Annotated in this window: 17 protein-coding genes; 13 read left to right on the top strand and 4 right to left on the bottom strand. The window is 68.2% G+C overall.

Annotated features, from left to right (window positions below; all coding sequences use genetic code 11):
• Positions 1–93: 93 nt before the first annotated feature.
• From E3O18_RS15425 to E3O18_RS15410, 4 genes are all read right to left on the bottom strand, one after another.
• Positions 94–984 (bottom strand): TIGR01777 family oxidoreductase, encoded by an 891-nt coding sequence (locus tag E3O18_RS15425; protein WP_134394647.1) that lies wholly within the window; start codon positions 982–984, stop codon positions 94–96.
• A 16-nt stretch (positions 985–1,000) separates the two neighbouring features.
• Positions 1,001–1,426 (bottom strand): OsmC family peroxiredoxin, encoded by a 426-nt coding sequence (locus tag E3O18_RS15420; protein WP_134375124.1) that lies wholly within the window; start codon positions 1,424–1,426, stop codon positions 1,001–1,003.
• Between the two features lie 99 nt (positions 1,427–1,525).
• Positions 1,526–2,050, bottom strand: a complete 525-nt coding sequence (locus E3O18_RS15415) for a DUF4395 domain-containing protein (protein ID WP_134394646.1) — start codon at positions 2,048–2,050, stop codon at positions 1,526–1,528.
• The gene (locus tag E3O18_RS15410; RefSeq protein ID WP_134394644.1) at positions 2,031–2,504 is read right to left on the bottom strand and encodes a thioredoxin family protein; all 474 of its coding nucleotides are present in this window, start codon (positions 2,502–2,504) and stop codon (positions 2,031–2,033) included. Before E3O18_RS15410 ends, E3O18_RS15415 begins: the two co-directional genes overlap by 20 nt.
• A 78-nt stretch (positions 2,505–2,582) precedes the next feature.
• Between E3O18_RS15410 and thyX the strand changes: the two genes are divergently transcribed.
• The 13 genes from thyX (at position 2,583) to dapF (ending at position 16,851) form a co-directional block, all read left to right on the top strand.
• Entirely contained in the window at positions 2,583–3,320 is a 738-nt protein-coding gene (thyX, locus tag E3O18_RS15405) for an FAD-dependent thymidylate synthase (protein WP_134394643.1), read from the top strand.
• Positions 3,321–3,371: 51 nt separating this feature from the next.
• On the top strand, positions 3,372–4,349 hold the full coding sequence (dapA, locus tag E3O18_RS15400) for a 4-hydroxy-tetrahydrodipicolinate synthase (RefSeq protein ID WP_134394641.1): 978 nt from the start codon (positions 3,372–3,374) through the stop codon (positions 4,347–4,349).
• A gap of 61 nt (positions 4,350–4,410) precedes the next feature.
• Positions 4,411–6,054: a ribonuclease J gene (locus E3O18_RS15395; RefSeq protein WP_134394777.1), complete on the top strand. Its 1,644-nt coding sequence runs from the start codon at positions 4,411–4,413 to the stop codon at positions 6,052–6,054.
• Between the two features lie 124 nt (positions 6,055–6,178).
• Complete coding sequence (locus tag E3O18_RS15390) at positions 6,179–9,124, top strand: DNA translocase FtsK (RefSeq protein ID WP_134394639.1); 2,946 nt, start codon at positions 6,179–6,181, stop codon at positions 9,122–9,124.
• A gap of 3 nt (positions 9,125–9,127) precedes the next feature.
• On the top strand, positions 9,128–9,727 hold the full coding sequence (gene pgsA, locus E3O18_RS15385; RefSeq protein ID WP_134394637.1) for a CDP-diacylglycerol--glycerol-3-phosphate 3-phosphatidyltransferase: 600 nt from the start codon (positions 9,128–9,130) through the stop codon (positions 9,725–9,727).
• Between the two features lie 28 nt (positions 9,728–9,755).
• Positions 9,756–10,277: a nicotinamide-nucleotide amidohydrolase family protein gene (locus E3O18_RS15380; protein WP_134394776.1), complete on the top strand. Its 522-nt coding sequence runs from the start codon at positions 9,756–9,758 to the stop codon at positions 10,275–10,277.
• Positions 10,278–10,466: 189 nt separating this feature from the next.
• Positions 10,467–10,772, top strand: a complete 306-nt coding sequence (locus tag E3O18_RS15375) for a helix-turn-helix transcriptional regulator (RefSeq protein WP_134394636.1) — start codon at positions 10,467–10,469, stop codon at positions 10,770–10,772.
• Between the two features lie 9 nt (positions 10,773–10,781).
• Positions 10,782–11,003, top strand: a complete 222-nt coding sequence (locus E3O18_RS15370; RefSeq protein ID WP_134394634.1) for a DUF3046 domain-containing protein — start codon at positions 10,782–10,784, stop codon at positions 11,001–11,003.
• Between the two features lie 259 nt (positions 11,004–11,262).
• The gene (recA, locus tag E3O18_RS15365; protein WP_134394632.1) at positions 11,263–12,396 is read left to right on the top strand and encodes a recombinase RecA; all 1,134 of its coding nucleotides are present in this window, start codon (positions 11,263–11,265) and stop codon (positions 12,394–12,396) included.
• A gap of 3 nt (positions 12,397–12,399) precedes the next feature.
• Complete coding sequence (locus E3O18_RS15360) at positions 12,400–13,185, top strand: regulatory protein RecX (RefSeq protein WP_134394631.1); 786 nt, start codon at positions 12,400–12,402, stop codon at positions 13,183–13,185.
• Between the two features lie 61 nt (positions 13,186–13,246).
• Entirely contained in the window at positions 13,247–14,965 is a 1,719-nt protein-coding gene (gene miaB / locus E3O18_RS15355) for a tRNA (N6-isopentenyl adenosine(37)-C2)-methylthiotransferase MiaB (protein ID WP_134394629.1), read from the top strand.
• 4 nt (positions 14,966–14,969) lie between these two features.
• Positions 14,970–15,959: a tRNA (adenosine(37)-N6)-dimethylallyltransferase MiaA gene (gene miaA, locus E3O18_RS15350; RefSeq protein WP_241978215.1), complete on the top strand. Its 990-nt coding sequence runs from the start codon at positions 14,970–14,972 to the stop codon at positions 15,957–15,959.
• Positions 15,960–15,969: 10 nt separating this feature from the next.
• Complete coding sequence (dapF, locus tag E3O18_RS15345; protein ID WP_134394627.1) at positions 15,970–16,851, top strand: diaminopimelate epimerase; 882 nt, start codon at positions 15,970–15,972, stop codon at positions 16,849–16,851.
• The last annotated feature ends 17 nt before the right edge of the window (positions 16,852–16,868 follow it).

Raw genomic sequence — 16,868 nt, 5'->3', positions numbered from 1 at the left:
CGGTGACCCGGCCCTCGAACCAGCTCACCCGCATCCATCACCGCGCGCTAAAGGGGTGGCGCCTCGGCCGTCCACGGCCGCGAACGGTCAGAACTACGGGCGGCTGAGCATCCAGGCCACGGCCTCGGCCGCGGTCGTGTGGGTGAAGACGAAACCGTCTGTGTGCAGCTTCTCCGGCACGATCTGCTGGTCGGCGAGCAGCAGTGCGCGAGCGGCATCCTGCAGTGCGAGCGTCAGCACGAATTCCGGCACCGGCACCAGGAACGGGCGGTGCAGCCCGGCCGAGACGGCCCGGATGACGTCGTTCGCGGTGGCCGGTGTCGGGCCGACCAGGTTGACCGGACCCGACAGCGTCGAGGTGAGCAGGTGCACGACGGCCGCGGCCTCATCGTGCAGGCTGATCCACGGCCAGTGCTGGGTGCCACGGCCGAGCGGGCCGCCCAGGCCGAGCTTGACGATCGGCAGAAGCGGCTTCAGGGCGCCGCCGCGGGCGATGACCAGCCCGGTGCGGAGGGTGACGACACGGGTCAACTCCGGCGCACGTTCGGCCTCGGCCTCCCAGTCTCGGGTGACCTTCGCCAGAAAATCGTTGCCGGCCGGGGAGTTTTCGGTGAGTACCTCACTCGGACGGTCGCCGTAGATGCCCACCGCCGACGCATTGAGCAGCACGGCCGGCGGTGTCGCCTGCCGGCCCATGGCATCCGTCAGCGTGCGTGTGGCCTGCACCCTCGAGTCACGGATCTCCCGGCGATAGGCCTTCGTCCATGGCAAACGGGCGATGGAAGCCCCCGACAGGTTGATCACGGCGTCGACGCCGTCGAGGGCGCCCTTGTCCAGGCTCAGCGCGGCCGGGTCCCAGCGGAATTCGTCGGCCCCGCGCGGGTCGCGGCGCACCAGGTGGGCCACGGTGTGGCCGGCCGCGCGCAACTGTGCGCTCAGCTCGGTGCCGATCAGTCCGGACGCGCCGGAGACGAGAACTCGCATTGTGTGCGGGCCGCGCCTACGCCAGCTCGGCTTCGATGGTGATCGGGATGCCCGCGAGCGCCTTCGAAATCGGGCAGTTGGCCTTGGCGTCCTCGGCGTAGACCGCGAACTCCTCTTCGGTCAGGCCGGGGATCTTGGCGCTGACCAGGAGGTGGCTGCCCACCACGCCGACGCCGGCTTCGAAGGTGACGGCCGCGGTGGTCTGGATGCTGTCGGGGGTGTGTCCGCCGGCGCTGAGGCCGTTGGCCAGGGCCATCGAGAAGCAGGCCGCGTGGGCGGCTCCGAGAAGCTCTTCCGGGTTGGTGGTGTTCGGGGTGCCGACGGACCGGGCCTGCCAGGTGACCGGGAACTCGGCGGTCTTGGAGGAGTCGAGGGTGACGGTACCGCTGCCGGACTTCAGATCGCCGGTCCAGACAGTTGTTGCTTCGCTGGTGAGTGCCATGGTGTTGCCTCCTGAAAGTGGAGCTTCAGCCTAACTGTCGCCTCGGCCCACAGGGGGTTCACTCTCAGCCAATGATCAGGGATGAAGCCGCGGCAGCCATCAGCTCCCGGCCACGGCCGTCGGCCCGCGTCCGAGGATGCCGGCACGCACCAGGAGCAGGTACAGCTGGCAGCCGAGGCAGTAATCGAACACGGCGTTCAGGAACGCCGCGACGAATGCGACGGCGGCAGCGACGCCCACAGCGGGCGTCAGCCCGGCCAGACCGAGCAGCACGCCGGTCACGGTGACCAGCAGCCCTACCCCCTGCGCAAACGTCGGCGCGGCCGATTTCTCCAGTGCGACGGGCGGGCCGAGCCGCGGCCGCACGACGGTCTTGAACAGCACGCCGTACGGGTGCCGCCCGGCGCCGGCGAAGGCACCCCAGGCAAAGAGGGCCGCGAGAATCGTGAGGAGGACGAAGGCGGCGACGGATGCCCCGGTCAGCGACAGGAACACCACCACCAGGAGCAGAACGGCCGTGATCGCGGCGCCGAAGCGTGGTCCGCGCGGGTCGAGGTCCGGGCGATCCAGGCGGACCCGGCGCGCGGAGGGCTGCGGCCGGGGTTCAGCGGGCGAGCTGGGCATGGCTGCTCCCGGTGAGGTCGTCGAGTTGCCGGAGGACGCCGGCCCGGTTCGGAACGCCGCCGATCCGGGCGCGCACCTGACCGGTTCCATCGAGGATGAGTGTGGTCGGGGTTTGCAGGATCCCGAACCGGTTCGCGAGGTCGCGGCGGTGGGTCAGGTCGACGTCCAGGTGCGCGACGCCGGGACGTGACCGGGCCAGGCCGGCGAGGAGCACCTGGGTGCCGGGGCAGCGGGTGCAGTGACTGGTGGAGAACTGCACGAGCGTGGCGTTCGCCCCGAACGGAACCCGGCTGCTGACATCCGCCGGCGTGAGCGCGTCCGGCACACCGAGCGCTTCCGGAGCCGCCGGGGCGACCACGATGGGGCGCCCCTGGCGGGACCGCCAGACGAGGCCCAGCACGGTGGCGCCCGAGACGAGAACCAGCACGAGAATCAGGGCGGAGATCGGACTCATGCTGCGACGATACAAGGATCTCGGACCGGTCGGGTCCGTGTGACGACAGGTTACGCGTGCAGCAGGTATCGTTTAGCCGTGTCTGAAATTGAGTTCCGCTCCGATGTAACCGTCGAACTGGTGCGCGCGAGCGCCCACGACTCCGATGTGCTGTTCGCCGCACGGGTGTCGACTCAGGGGGAGCAGACCCTGACTAAGGCCCTGCTCGAGGAATCGGACGGCGACGCCGCGAGCACGGGTGACGCCGGGCTGATCAACTACCTCATGCGCGACCGCCACGGCTCGCCGTTCGAGCACAACTCGATGACCTTTTACGTGCAGGCGCCGATCTTCGTGTTCCGCGAGTTCATGCGGCACCGCATCGCCTCCTATAACGAGGAATCGGGCCGCTACCGAGAGCTGAACCCGGTCTTCTACGTTCCGGCCCCGACCCGCAACCTCGTGCAGGTCGGCAAGCCCGGCGCCTACGACTTCCTGCCCGGCACGGCCGAGCAGGCCGCGCTGGTCGACCAGCTGACCCGCGAGGCCTCCGCGCACGCCTACGCGTCGTATCAACGGATGCTCGAAGCCGGCGTGGCCCGCGAGGTTGCCCGCATCGTGTTGCCGCTCAACATCTTCTCCTCGATGTACGTGACCATGAACGCCCGGTCGCTGATGAACTTTCTCAGTCTGCGCACCAAGCGCGAGGGAACCCACTTCCCGTCGTTCCCGCAGCGCGAGATCGAGATGTGCGCCGAGAAGATGGAAGACCAGTTCGCGGCCTTGATGCCGCTTACCTACGCCGCTTTCAACAAGAACGGTCGCGTCGCCCCGTAACGTGACGCCGCGGCGGTGCGGGGCCCCACGCTGACCGGTAGCCTGTCCCTCGTGTCTATGTCTCAGAATCCCTTCGGCCAGGTCCTCGTTGCCCTGGTGACTCCCTTCACCGCCGACGGCGAAGTCGACTGGGCGGGCGTGGCCCAGCACATCGACGACGTCATCAACGCCGGAGCGGACGGCATCGTCGTCACCGGCACCACCGGTGAGACGTCTACCCTCACCGACGCGGAGAAGATCCGCCTGGTCGAGGTCGGCAGGGATATCTCCGGCGGACGCGCGAAGATCATCACCGGCGGCGGGTCCAACGAGACCGCCCACGCCATGCAGCTTGCCAAGCAGAGCGAGAAGGCGGGCGCCGACGGCAACATGATCGTCACCCCGTACTACAACAAGCCCACCCAGGCCGGCGTGCTCACCCACTTCCGCATGATCGCGGATGCCACGGATCTGCCCGTGATCCTCTACGATATCCCCGGACGCACCGGTATCCCGATCGAATACAAGACGATCCTGCGGGCCGCGAAGCACCCGAACATCCTCGCCGTCAAAGACGCCAAGGGTGACCTGGCCCAGGTCAGCCGCGTGCTCAACCAGACCGACCTGATGTACTTCTCCGGCGACGACCCCAACGTTCTGCCGCACCTGTCGATCGGGGCGACCGGCCTGATCGGGGTCACGGCGAACATCGCCGCGACCCCGTATCGCCAGATGGTCGACGCCGTGAATGCGGGAGACCTGAAGGCGGCCACCGCCGCGCACCAGCAGCTCGAACCGCTGGTGCGGGCCTGCATGACGCACGTTCCGGGTACGGTCGCGGTCAAGTACATCCTGCACGGCCTCGGCCGAATCAACAGCCCGCGCGTGCGCCTGCCCCTCGTCGGCCCGGAGGAGTGGGAAGCCGCCCAGATCGAAGACGAAATAGACCTGGTCAAGAACATCCCCGGGGTCGACTTCTCCAACTTCCGCCCGGACCGCAATGCCGCGGCCGGCGGCGCCCTGCCGAAGGTCGCCGGAACGACACGCTAACCGCCCCACCGAACCCCGAGGAGGGCTTGTGCCCATCGATGTGTACGACCCGGCCCCGCTCATGGCGGGAACCCTCCGCATCACGCCGATCGGTGGCCTCGGCGAAATCGGCCGCAACATGACCACGTTCGAGATCGACGGCAAGCTGCTGATCGTCGACTGCGGGGTGCTGTTCCCCGAGGAGCACCAGCCGGGCGTCGACCTGATCCTGCCCGACTTCAGCCCCATCCGGGACCGCCTCGACGACATCCTCGCGGTCGTGCTCACGCACGGCCACGAGGACCACATCGGTGCCGTCCCCTACCTCTTGAAGCTGCGCGCGGACATCCCGCTGATCGGTTCGGGCCTGACCCTCGCCTTCATCGAGGCGAAGCTCAAGGAACATAAGATCATCCCGTACACGCTGCAGGTCCGGGAAGGCCAGAAGGAACGGCTCGGCCCGTTCAACCTCGAATTCGTCGCCGTGAACCACTCCATCCCCGACGCCCTGGCCGTGGCCATCAAGACCGTCGGCGGCACGGTGCTGCACACCGGCGACTTCAAGATGGACCAACTGCCGCTCGATGACCGCCTCACCGACCTGCGCGAATTCGCGCGCCTCGGCACCGAGGGCGTCGACCTGTTCCTGGTCGATTCCACCAACGCGGATGTCCCCGGCTTCACCCCCACGGAACGCTCCATCGGCCCCGTGCTCGACGATGTCATCGCCCGGGCTCCGCGGCGGGTGATCGTGGCCAGCTTCTCCAGCCACGTGCACCGGGTGCAGCAGGTACTCGACGCCGCCCACGCGAACGGACGCCGGGTCGCGCTCCTGGGCCGCTCGATGGTGCGCAACATGACCATCGCCGCGGACCTCGGCCACCTGCGGGTGCCGGAGGGCGTGCTGGTGGACTTCAAGAAGGCCGGCAACATCGCGGGTGACAAGATCGTCTACATGTCGACGGGCTCACAGGGTGAGCCGATGGCCGTGCTCAGCCGGATGGTGAACCAGGACCACCAGATCGAGGTCGGCCCCGGCGACACCGTCATCCTGGCCTCCAGCCTGATCCCCGGCAACGAGAACGCTGTCTACCGCATCATCGACGGCCTGACCAAGCTCGGCGCCACGGTCGTTCATAAGGGCAACGCGAAGGTGCACGTCTCCGGGCACGCCGCCGCCGGGGAACTGACCTACTGCTACAACATCCTGAAACCGAAGAACGTGCTGCCTGTGCACGGCGAATACCGGCACCTGGTCGCCAATGCCAAGCTCGCGGTGCAGACCGGCGTGCCGGAGGCGAACGTGCTCCTGGCCGAAGACGGCACGGTCATTGACCTCAAGGACGGTGTGGCCACCAAGGTCGGCCAGCTGGACCTCGGCTACGTCTACGTCGACGGCTCCACCGTCGGCGAGATCACCGAGGCCGACCTCAAGGACCGCCGCACCCTCGCCGAGGAGGGATTCATTTCGATCATCATCGTGGTCGACGCCGCCACCGGCAGGGTGATCGTCGGGCCGGAGATCCACGCGAAGGGCTTCGCCGAAGACGCCTCCGTGTTCGACGCCGTGCGCCCGAAAATCGAGGCGGCCCTGGCGGAAGCCGCCGAGCACGGGGTGCGCGACCCGTTCGCGCTGCAGCAGATCGTGCGCCGCACGGTCGGCCGCTGGGTGAATACCGCCTTCCGCCGCCGCCCGATGATCGTCCCCCTGGTGATCGAGGCCTGATCCCGCCGAGGGCGACGGATGCCGCGCGTCCGCCCGCCCCTGATGTCGCAGTCACTGATCGCCGCCCGCAGGCGTTGTGGCGTGCCTAAGCCCCAATGTCGGGGGATCGAAGTACCGTAGGTGCATGGCTACGAGCACTAAGTCGAACGGTCGCGCCCGCAGCACGCCTGCGCGCGGCACCCCGGCGCGCAAGCCCGCAGCCCGCACTGCCGCTCAGAAGACGGTCAAGTTCACCGCGGTCGAGGTCAAGCCGAGCCTGTTCGTGCGGTCGTGGATGGCCCTGGCCCACGTGACCGGCGGGGCCGCCCGGGCGCTCGGCCCGGAGAAGCTTTCCAAAGAAGAACGCCGCGACGGCCTGCCCTTCTTCCTCGTGCTGCTGTCGGTCGCCGGTGCCGTGATCGAGTGGTTCCTGATCAACAACGCGGTCGCCCAGACCCTCGACGCCTGGACCTTCGGCGGCCTGTTCGGCCGCGTCGCGTTCGCCCTGCCCGTGATCATGCTGCTCTTCTCCGTCTGGCTGTTCCGCAAACCCAGTTCGGTGCACGACAACGGCCGCATCGGCATCGGACTATCCGTGCTGCTCGTTTCGGTGTCGGGGCTCTGCCACATCTTCGGTGGCCAGCCTGCCCCCAGCGACGGCATGGAGACCCTCGCACTGGCCGGCGGCGTCATCGGCTGGATGATCGCTGCCCCCCTGATCTACCTGACCACGGCGATCGGTGCCACCATCGTCGTCATCCTGCTTCTCGCCCTGAGCCTCTTCATCATCACCAAGACCCCGCCCAACCGCATCGGTGAACGCAGCCGGGAGCTCTATGCCTGGCTGTTCGGGGCCCAGCTCCCCGATCCCGAGGAGCGCGCCGCCGCCCGGGAAGCGAAGCATGAGAAGGCCGTTCAGGTCGAACTGGACGGGGTCGACGACGACGACGCAGATGCCGGAGCGCTGCCCTGGTGGCGGCGCAACACGAGTAAGCGCGAGGAGGACCCTGACTTCGGCGGGCCGCTCGGCCCGAACGGTGCCGGTACCCCCGCCGACGATCCGAGCGCCGCCGGCCCGCACGGCGCCGACCCGCTGCGCACCCTGCTCGGCGGCGACAAACGAGGCAGCTTCGACACCGCGCTGGAGACGACGCCGACGACCCCGGGTCCCAACCAGGACCATTACGGCACCGAGGTGCTCGAAGACCTGCTCCGAGCCGAAGACGCCCTCAAACGCTTCACGGGCGCGATCGACCTGCCGCACGGCTCCTCGACCGGGCTCCAGGCCGACGACCAGACGGGCCTGACCGAGGTTCTTCCCGGATTGACCGGATCAGGATTCGACGCCCTCGACCCGGCCGCGGCCGGTGGGGCCGTCGGTTCCACCGACACGCCCCTGCCGCTGGTACCGGCCCCGATTCCGCCGGCATCAGACCAGCCCGCCGCGCCCTACCTGCTGCCCTCGGACACGACCCTCACCAAGGGCCCGCCGGCCAAGGCCCGCTCGGCGGCCAACGACGAGATCGTCAAGTCCATCACTGAGGTGCTGAGCCAGTTCCAGGTCGACGCGAAGGTGACCGGGTTCTCCCGCGGCCCCACCGTCACCCAGTACGAGATCCAGCTCGGCCCCGGAGTCAAGGTGGAGCGCGTCACCGCGCTGAGCAAAAACCTCTCCTACGCCGTCGCCTCCAACGAGGTGCGCATCCTGTCGCCGATCCCGGGCAAGAGCGCGATCGGCATCGAGATCCCCAACACCGACCGCGAAATCGTCACCCTCGGTGACGTGCTCCGCTCCCCGGCGGCCTCGAACAGCACCCACCCGATGACCATCGGCGTCGGGAAAGACGTCGGCGGCGGCTTCGTGCTCGCCAACCTCGCCAAGATGCCTCACCTCCTGGTCGCCGGTTCCACTGGTTCCGGCAAGTCCAGCTTCGTCAACTCCATGATCACGAGCCTGCTCATGCGGGCCAAGCCGAGCGACGTGCGCATGGTGCTGATCGACCCGAAGCGGGTCGAACTGGCCGCCTACGCCGGGGTCCCTCACCTGATCACCCCCATCATCACCAGCCCGAAAAAGGCCGCCGAGGCGCTGCAGTGGGTGGTGAAAGAGATGGACATGCGATACGACGATCTGGCCAGCTTCGGATTCCGCCACATCGACGACTTCAACAAGGCCGTCGTCAACAACGAGATCGTGCTGCCCGCCGGCAGCCTGCGCAGCCTCAAGCCGTACCCCTACCTCCTGGTCGTCGTCGACGAGCTCGCCGACCTGATGATGGTCGCACCGCGCGACGTCGAAGACTCGATCGTGCGCATCACCCAGCTGGCCCGCGCTTCGGGCATCCATCTCGTGCTCGCCACCCAGCGCCCCAGCGTCGACGTCGTCACGGGCCTGATCAAGGCCAACGTGCCCTCCCGCCTCGCCTTCGCCGTGACCAGCGTCACCGATTCCCGGGTCATCCTCGACCAGCCGGGCGCCGACAAGCTGATCGGGCAGGGCGACGCCCTGTTCCTGCCGATGGGAGCCTCCAAGGCCATCCGCGTGCAGGGGGCCTGGGTGAACGAGGCCGAGATCGAACGCGTCGTCAAGCACGTCACTCTGCAGGCCCGCCCCGACTACCGGCCGGATGTCTCCATGGTCGCCCCCCGCAAAGAGATCGACTCCGACATCGGAGACGACCTCGAGGTGCTCCTGGCCGCGGCGGAACTGGTCGTGTCGACCCAGTTCGGGTCCACCTCGATGCTGCAGCGCAAGCTCCGGGTCGGCTTCGCCAAGGCGGGTCGCCTGATGGACCTGCTCGAGTCCCGCGAAATCGTCGGTCCCTCCGAGGGATCGAAGGCGCGCGACGTGCTCGTCTCCGTGGAGCAGCTGCCCGGCGTGCTGGCCCTGCTGCGCGGCTCCGACGCCGAACATCACGCCGCCACGGCCACCGCTCAGGCCGCCGCGGCTCACCAGTCCGCGGCCCAGCACACGCCCGGCCCGCCCGATCCGCGCTACGCCGACGACCCGGTCGCCAAAATGTCGGAGGGGTACCTTGAAGAAGATGCATCTCCCGATGAAGACGCCTGGCAACTGACCGACAGGGACTGACCCATGGCCACACCATCCACGCCGGTCGTACGGCCCAGCAACTGGAATCTCCCGAATCTGATCACGATCGTGCGCATCCTGCTCGCGCCGGTGTTCATCTATCTGCTCCTCGCCGACGCCGGCCAGGACGGCGCGCTGCGCTGGTGGGCGGCCGCCCTGTTCATCGTGGCCATCGCCACCGACGGGATCGACGGGGCCATCGCCCGCCGGCGCAACCTGGTCACCGACCTGGGCAAGATCCTCGATCCGATCGCCGACAAGGTGCTCACCGGCGGAGCCCTGGTCTGCCTCTCCCTCCTCGGCGAGCTGTGGTGGTGGGTGACCATCGTCATCCTCGTGCGCGAAGTCGGCATCACGGTGTTCCGGTTCGTCATGCTGAAGGACCGGGTCATCCCGGCCTCACGGGGGGGCAAGCTCAAGACCGTGTTGCAGTCCGTGGCGATCTCGCTCGCCCTCGTGCCCCTCTGGCTGCTACTGGGCGACTGGATCTACTGGGTCAACTGGACGGCCATGGCCCTCGCCCTCATCGTTACCGTCGTCACCGGCTTCGACTACCTCGTGGCGGCGCGGCGCGAGAACCGGCTCCAGCACGACCGTGGCTGATCCGATTCCCCCGGCATTCGCCGAGAGCCTGTCACCCGCTGACACACCCGGAGCGACGGATGCCACCGCGCGCCTCGTCGCCGAACTCAGCCGCCGCGGCCTCACTATCGCCGTGGCCGAGTCCCTTACCGGCGGGGCGCTGACAGCCGAACTCGTCCGCATCCCCGGCGCATCCGTCGTCGTCAACGGGGGAGTGGTGGCGTACCAGAGTGCGCTCAAGCACACCCTCCTCGGCGTCGACGCGGCTCTGCTCGAGGAGCACGGTGCGGTGCACCCGCAGGTTGCCCTGCAGATGGCAGAGGGCGTGCGTACGCGCCTCGCCGTCGACGGCCGGCCCGCCGACATCGGCATCGCCACGACGGGCGTGGCAGGGCCGGACGGCCAGGGCGGCCACGAGCCGGGGACGGTGTTCCTCGGGCTGGCTCGTAGAGGAGAAATATCGGTCATCCCGCTCCGGCTGCACGGAGACCGTGCTCTCATTCGAGCAGCCTCCGTGGCCGCGGCCATCGAAGCTGTGTGGCAGCTGTTAGCCCGTGACGCGGTGGAATAGTTCCCCGAATTCCGTGGTTACAACGAGCGTATTCACAAGAAAAGCCCAGTCGATATCGGTAGTGTCAGGGTGTTCAAGGTTGTAGTACTCTTGCGATCCAACACACGAAACCACCCGGTTGAGTGGGCGCCAGAAGTATCAAACGGTACTCGATAAGCAACACATAATCAGTACGAGAAGGAGGTTCCGATGATTCTTGTTCGACAGGAAATCGGCGATGTGCTCAGGGACTTCCGCCTGCAGAAAGGGCGCACACTCCGTCAGGTAGCCAGCAGGGCCAGCGTGGCCCTCGGGTATCTGAGCGAGGTGGAGCGTGGCCAGAAAGAAGCGTCTTCCGAGATTCTGGCTTCCGTTGCAGAAGCGTTGGAGACCCCGATCTCGGTCATCATGCGGGAAGTCGGCGACCGACTGGCCATCATCGAGGGAATCGACAGGTTCCCCGACACTGTGCCCGACGAGCTCGTGGCCACCTACGACGACATGATGGTGCGCTAGTTCCATCCCATGCGACTCGGTGAGTTCCGTCAGGCTCTGAGCGACGAGTTCGGCGATGGCTACGGCCGCGTTCTCACTCGCGATCTCATTCTGACCCCGTTTGGCTGCACCGCCGACCAGGCTCTGGCCGGCGGTGCTTCGGCGCGCGACGTCTGGCTGGCCCTCTGCGCCGAGACGGATGTCCCGAAGGCCCGTTGGTACGGTGCGGGCCTCCCCGCCGCCCGCAGCTAGGTTTCGCTCGACACGCGCCGGATTTCGGGGAATTCTCGAATGCGTGTTCGCATTTTGATATGCTCCTCCACAGCAGGAGTCGAAGACGGCTTGTCCACTGCCGCTCCCCGCTCCCGGCTCTGTCGGACGTGCCGCGTACAGTCGGTTTGTGTCAGCGACAGAGAGCACATGCCTTGTTGAAAGCGGGTGTCGGGGTCTTCCCGGTAGCCAAACGCAACAGCCTATAGGCGCCGAAATGCACGACCGAAGGAGACCCCTCATGGCATCATCAGCAGATCGCGAAAAAGCGCTTGACACCGCTCTCGCAGCAATCGACCGCCAGTTCGGCAAGGGTTCGATCATGCGTTTGGGCAGCGACGAGCGCGCCCCCGTCGAGACGATCTCCACGGGGTCGATCGCGCTGGACGTGGCCCTCGGCATAGGTGGCCTGCCCCGAGGTCGCATCGTGGAGATCTACGGTCCGGAATCGTCGGGAAAGACCACGCTCACCCTGCACGCCATCGCGAACGCGCAGAAGAACGGCGGCATCGCCGCCTTCATCGACGCCGAGCACGCTCTGGACCCTGAGTACGCCCGCAAGCTCGGAGTCGACATCGACGCGCTCCTCGTCTCCCAGCCCGATACGGGTGAGCAGGCGCTGGAAATCGCCGACATGCTCGTGCGAAGCGGATCCATCGACCTGATCGTGATCGACTCCGTCGCCGCGCTGGTTCCCCGCGCCGAGATCGAGGGCGAGATGGGTGACTCGCACGTGGGCCTGCAGGCCCGTCTGATGTCCCAGGCCTTGCGCAAGCTCACCGGTGGCCTCAGTCAGACCAACACCACCATGATCTTCATCAACCAGTTGCGCGAGAAGATCGGGGTCTTCTTCGGCAGCCCCGAGACCACCGCCGGGGGCAAGGCGCTCAAGTTCTACGCGTCGGTGCGCCTCGACATCCGCCGTATCGAGACCCTGAAAGACGGCACCGAGGCCGTCGGTAACCGCACGCGGGTCAAGGTCGTCAAGAACAAGATGGCACCGCCCTTCAAGCAGGCGGAATTCGACATCATCTACGGCATCGGCATCTCCCGGGAAGGCAGCCTGATCGACTTCGGTGTCGAGCACGGCATCGTCAAGAAGTCCGGCGCCTGGTACACCTACGACGGCGACCAGCTGGGCCAGGGCAAGGAGAACTCGCGCAACTTCCTGCTGCGCGAAGCGGAGATGGCCAACGAGATCGAGAACAAGATCCTCTTCAAGCTCGGGATCAGCCCCGAGGGTGCGGCCGCCAAGAAGGCTCAGGCCGCAATCGACGCCGCAGCCGCCCTGGTCACCGCAGCCGCAGCCAAGGAGGCCGCAGCCGCCAAGGCGGAGTCCCTCCAGGCCAAGCTCGCCGCCCGCAAGGGGGCGTAGCGCATGGTCCACTTCGAGCCGGCCGACGAGGTCGCGTCGCTGAGTGCGGCACGTCGCAAGAGCGCGGCCCGCGGCACCGCCGCGATCCGGCCGGTTGAGCTCGAGGCGGCGCCGATCGCCGACGAACGACTGGCGCCCGTCTCGTATCTCGGCGACGGTGGTCCGGCGGCGTCGAGCGGCCCCGCAGTCGACAGCGTTGCCGGTGCCGGTGCCGGTGCCGGTGCCGGTGTCGGTGCCGGTGCCGACGACGGTGCCGACGACGGGGACGACACCCCCGAGGGAGTGGCCTCCCGGGCCGCCGTCGATCGCGAGCACGCCGAAGGGGTGCTGCGCCAGCGGCTGCGCGGCCGGTCCCTGTCGGCGGCCGAGGCCCGCACAATTCTTGGCGGTACGGAGGTCGCTGAGCACGAGATCGAAGAGATCATCGAGCGCTTCATCGAGTTGTCCTACATCGACGAGGGCCGCCTCGCCGATCAGATCGTGCACAGCCACCACGAGCGCAAAGGCCTGGGACGCTCCGGCGTGCAGGCGGAGATGCGCCGCCGCGGGCTCGATCAGGACCTCATCCTGGAAAAGCTCGACGAAATGCCCGACGACGAGACGGAACGGGCCATCGAAATAGCCGTCAAGCGGGTGGGGCAGCTCGGGCGGCTCGACGACCAGACCATCGACCGTCGACTCAACGCGTTCCTGATGCGCAAGGGCTATTCCTCGTCCATCGTGCGCGTGGCGGTGAAGGCCGCCCTTGCCTCCCGCGGTGGTTCGCCATCGCGGGTGCGGTTCCAGTAGGGAGCGGGTCGGGGCAACCCGGCCCGGTTTCGGAGGTGCCACGCGTAAGCTGGTACCCACTATGACCAGCAGCACCGCTACGCCCCCATTCTCCAGCGCCGAGACGCTGGACCCGCAGCAGTCGGCCCTGCGTACCGCGGCCCTGCGCACCTCGGCCCTGCGCACCTCGGCCCTGAGCGCGCCGACTCTGATTGCTCCAAGCCAGGCCTCGCACGACGCTGAGGGCCGGGCCCGCACCTACGAGGTGCGCACCTTCGGCTGCCAGATGAACGTGCACGACTCCGAACGGCTCAGCGGGTCGCTCGAAGCGGCCGGCTACGTGACGGCCGACGGGGAGGAAGCCGACATCGTCGTGCTCAACACGTGTGCCGTGCGCGAGAACGCCGACAACAAGCTCTACGGCAACCTGGGGCAGCTGGCCTCGGTCAAGCGCCGCCACGACGGCATGCAGATCGCCGTCGGCGGGTGCCTGGCCCAGAAAGACAAGGACGTCATCCTCAAGAAGGCACCCTGGGTCGACGTCGTCTTCGGGACGCACAACATGGGGTCACTGCCGAGCATGCTCGAGCGTGCGCGGCACAACGGCGAGGCCCAGCTCGAAATCCTCGACTCCCTCGAGACCTTCCCCTCGACCCTGCCCACGAAGCGCGATTCGAGCTACAGCGGCTGGGTCTCCATCTCCGTCGGCTGCAACAACACCTGCACGTTCTGCATCGTGCCCGCGCTGCGCGGTAAGGAGAAGGACCGCCGTCCCGGCGAGATCCTCGCCGAAATCCAGGCCCTCGTCGACGACGGGGCAATCGAGGTCACCCTGCTCGGCCAAAACGTCAACTCCTACGGGGTTGAGTTCGGCGACCGTCTCGCCTTCGGCAAACTGCTGCGCGCGGCCGGCAAGATCGAGGGGCTGGAACGCATCCGTTTCACCAGCCCGCACCCGGCTGCTTTCACCGATGACGTGATCGACGCCATGGCCGAGACGCCGTCGGTCATGCCGCAGTTGCACATGCCGTTGCAGTCCGGCTCGGACCGTATCCTCAAGGCCATGCGCCGCTCCTACCGTTCGGCGCGATTCCTCGGCATCCTCGACCGCGTCCGAGCGCAGATGCCGCACGCGGCCATCAGCACGGACGTCATCGTCGGCTTCCCCGGCGAGACCGAGGAAGACTTCCAGGAGACCCTGAGGGTCGTGGAGCTGGCCCGGTTCGCCACCGCCTTCACCTTCCAGTACTCCATCCGGCCCGGGACCCCCGCCGCGACGCTGCCCGACCAGGTCCCCAAGGAGATCGTCCAGGATCGTTACGAGCGCCTCGCCGCCCTGCAGGAGCGCATCTCCTGGGAGGAGAACCAGGCCGTGGTCGGTCGCGAGGTCGAACTGCTCGTCGCCAACGGCGAGGGCCGCAAGGACGCCGACACCCGTCGACTCAGCGGCCGCGCCCTTGACAGCCGGCTCGTGCACTTCGACGTGCCGGAGGGCTCGGAACTGCCCCGTCCGGGCGACCTCGTGACCGTCACGGTCACCCAGGCGGCCCCCTTCCACCTGATCGCCGACTCCGTCGACGGGGCTCCGCTGCGCATCCGGCGCACCATCGCCGGCGACGCCTGGGACCGCCTCGAAGTCGAGTCCTGCGGCGTGCCCAGTCACGGCGGAGTCGCCGGCGGGTCTGGCTCGGTCTCCCTCGGCCTGCCGACCCTGCGCCTACCCGACCGAGCCGTGGGCTCGCCCGCGGTGACCAGTTCCAGCACCACGCCGATCTACGATGTCACCGACGGGGAGCGCTAGGCAGGTGCCCGGCCCGAACCCGGTGACCGGCACCGACCCGACACTGATCGTTGTCGTCGGACCCACCGGCACCGGCAAGTCCGACCTCTCGCTCGACCTCGCCGAACGCCTGGCTGAGACCGGTCGGGGGGCGGAGATCGTCAACGCCGACGCCATGCAGCTGTACCGCGGCATGGACATCGGCACCGCCAAGCTCACCGTGCTGGAGCGCCGCGGCATCCCGCACCACCTGCTCGACGTGCTTTCGGTCACCGACGACGCCACCGTCGCCCGTTACCAGACGGAGGCCCGCGCCGCGATCACCGACATCGTGGCGCGCGGCAACGTGCCCATCCTGGTCGGCGGCTCCGGGCTCTACGTGTCCGCCGTGGTCTACGACTTCCAGTTCCCCGGCACGGATGCCGTGCTGCGCGCCCGACTCGAAGCCGAGCTGACCGAGCAGGGGCCCGGCGCCCTGTACACCCGGTTGAAGGCCGTGGACCCCGTCGCCGCCGCCCGCATCGGCGCCGGCAACGGTCGGCGCCTCGTGCGCGCCCTCGAGGTCGTGAAGCTGACCGGGGGGCCGCACACCGCCGCCCTGCCCGACGAGCCGGTCTACTGGATGCCCGCGGTCACAGTGGGACTCCGCGCCCAGCGTGCCGAGCTCACCCCCCGCCTCGACGCCCGGGTGGAGGGCATGTGGGGCCGCGGACTCGTCGAGGAGGTGCGCGGGCTGATTCCGAGTGGAATCGAGACCGGTGTCACGGCCAGCCGGGCCATCGGCTACGCCCAGGCCCTTGGGCAGCTGACGGGCAGCCTCAGCCGGGCGGAGGCCATCCAGGAGACGCAGCAGTTCACCCGCCGGTACGCGAGACGGCAGGTGAGCTGGTTCAAGCGTTCCCCGCACACCCACTGGATCGACTTCGACGCGCCGGATCGGGTTGACCGGGCGCTGACCCGCTTGGCCGACCCGGAGCAGCCGGCCGAGCACTGGGCGATCGAGCCGGCCTCCTAAACTGGACGGCATGGGTATTGATCTGAACTTCACCAAGGGCCACGGCACCGGGAACGACTTCGTGCTTTTCTCTGATCCCGACGGGCAGATCGACCTCACCCCGAGCCAGATCCGGGCCATCTGCGACCGCCGATTCGGCATCGGTGCCGACGGCATCATCCGCGCGGTGCGCTCCACGAGCCTGGCCGCCGGCGCGATCGCCCTCGCCGAGGACGATGCGGCCGAATGGTTCATGGACTACTGGAACGCCGACGGCACGGTGTCCGAGATGTGCGGCAACGGCATCCGCGTCTACACCCGCTTCCTGGTGGAGCAGGGCCTGACCACGCTCGACCGCGGCGACACGCTCTGCATCGGCACCCGCGGGGGAGTGCGCGACGTTCAGCGCGGCGCAACCGGCTACCAGGTCGACCTCGGCCGGTGGCGCCTCGACGGCGGTGAACCGCTCGTTCGGGCGAAGGACCTGCCCGTGGCCCGCCCCGGTCTCGGCATCAACGTGGGTAACCCGCACGTGGTCGTGGCCCTGGCCGACGACGACGAGCTCGCAGGCGTCGACCTCACCTTCGTGCCGCAGCTCGACCCTGACCCGGCGGCCGGGGCGAACATCGAGCTCGTGCTGCCGGGCGATCCGCTCGTCGTGAACGGTGTCGGCCGCATCCGGATGCGCGTGCACGAGCGCGGCAGCGGCGAAACACTCTCCTGCGGTACGGGGGCGGCCGCGGCGGCCCTCGCCACCCGGCACTGGGCCGGCGCGGGTGCCCCGAACCAGTGGCAGGTCGAGGTCACCGGCGGCACGCTCGGCGTGCGCATGTTCCCGACCGAGGACGGCGAACACGTCTCACTGTCGGGTCCGGCGGAACTCGTGTACGACGGGGTCTTCCGCCTCGGCTGAGTACTCGCTCGAGGCGA

It is taken from the genome of Cryobacterium sp. TMT2-42-4, from assembly GCF_004402645.1.
GTDB lineage: Bacteria > Actinomycetota > Actinomycetes > Actinomycetales > Microbacteriaceae > Cryobacterium > Cryobacterium sandaracinum.
Note: the sequence above shows the minus strand (reverse complement) of the source record. Positions and strands in the feature narration are given on the sequence as shown.

Coding starts and splice junctions, on each gene's coding strand:
- E3O18_RS15420 (WP_134375124.1), bottom strand. CDS start 1,426: ATGGCACTCACCAGCGAAGCAACAACTGTCTGGACCGGCGATCTGAAG.
- dapF (WP_134394627.1), top strand. CDS start 15,970: ATGGGTATTGATCTGAACTTCACCAAGGGCCACGGCACCGGGAACGAC.
- E3O18_RS15390 (WP_134394639.1), top strand. CDS start 6,179: ATGGCTACGAGCACTAAGTCGAACGGTCGCGCCCGCAGCACGCCTGCG.
- E3O18_RS15360 (WP_134394631.1), top strand. CDS start 12,400: ATGGTCCACTTCGAGCCGGCCGACGAGGTCGCGTCGCTGAGTGCGGCA.
- recA (WP_134394632.1), top strand. CDS start 11,263: ATGGCATCATCAGCAGATCGCGAAAAAGCGCTTGACACCGCTCTCGCA.
- E3O18_RS15370 (WP_134394634.1), top strand. CDS start 10,782: ATGCGACTCGGTGAGTTCCGTCAGGCTCTGAGCGACGAGTTCGGCGAT.
- E3O18_RS15415 (WP_134394646.1), bottom strand. CDS start 2,050: ATGCCCAGCTCGCCCGCTGAACCCCGGCCGCAGCCCTCCGCGCGCCGG.
- pgsA (WP_134394637.1), top strand. CDS start 9,128: ATGGCCACACCATCCACGCCGGTCGTACGGCCCAGCAACTGGAATCTC.
- E3O18_RS15395 (WP_134394777.1), top strand. CDS start 4,411: ATGGCGGGAACCCTCCGCATCACGCCGATCGGTGGCCTCGGCGAAATC.
- miaB (WP_134394629.1), top strand. CDS start 13,247: ATGACCAGCAGCACCGCTACGCCCCCATTCTCCAGCGCCGAGACGCTG.
- E3O18_RS15375 (WP_134394636.1), top strand. CDS start 10,467: ATGATTCTTGTTCGACAGGAAATCGGCGATGTGCTCAGGGACTTCCGC.
- E3O18_RS15425 (WP_134394647.1), bottom strand. CDS start 984: ATGCGAGTTCTCGTCTCCGGCGCGTCCGGACTGATCGGCACCGAGCTG.
- E3O18_RS15410 (WP_134394644.1), bottom strand. CDS start 2,504: ATGAGTCCGATCTCCGCCCTGATTCTCGTGCTGGTTCTCGTCTCGGGC.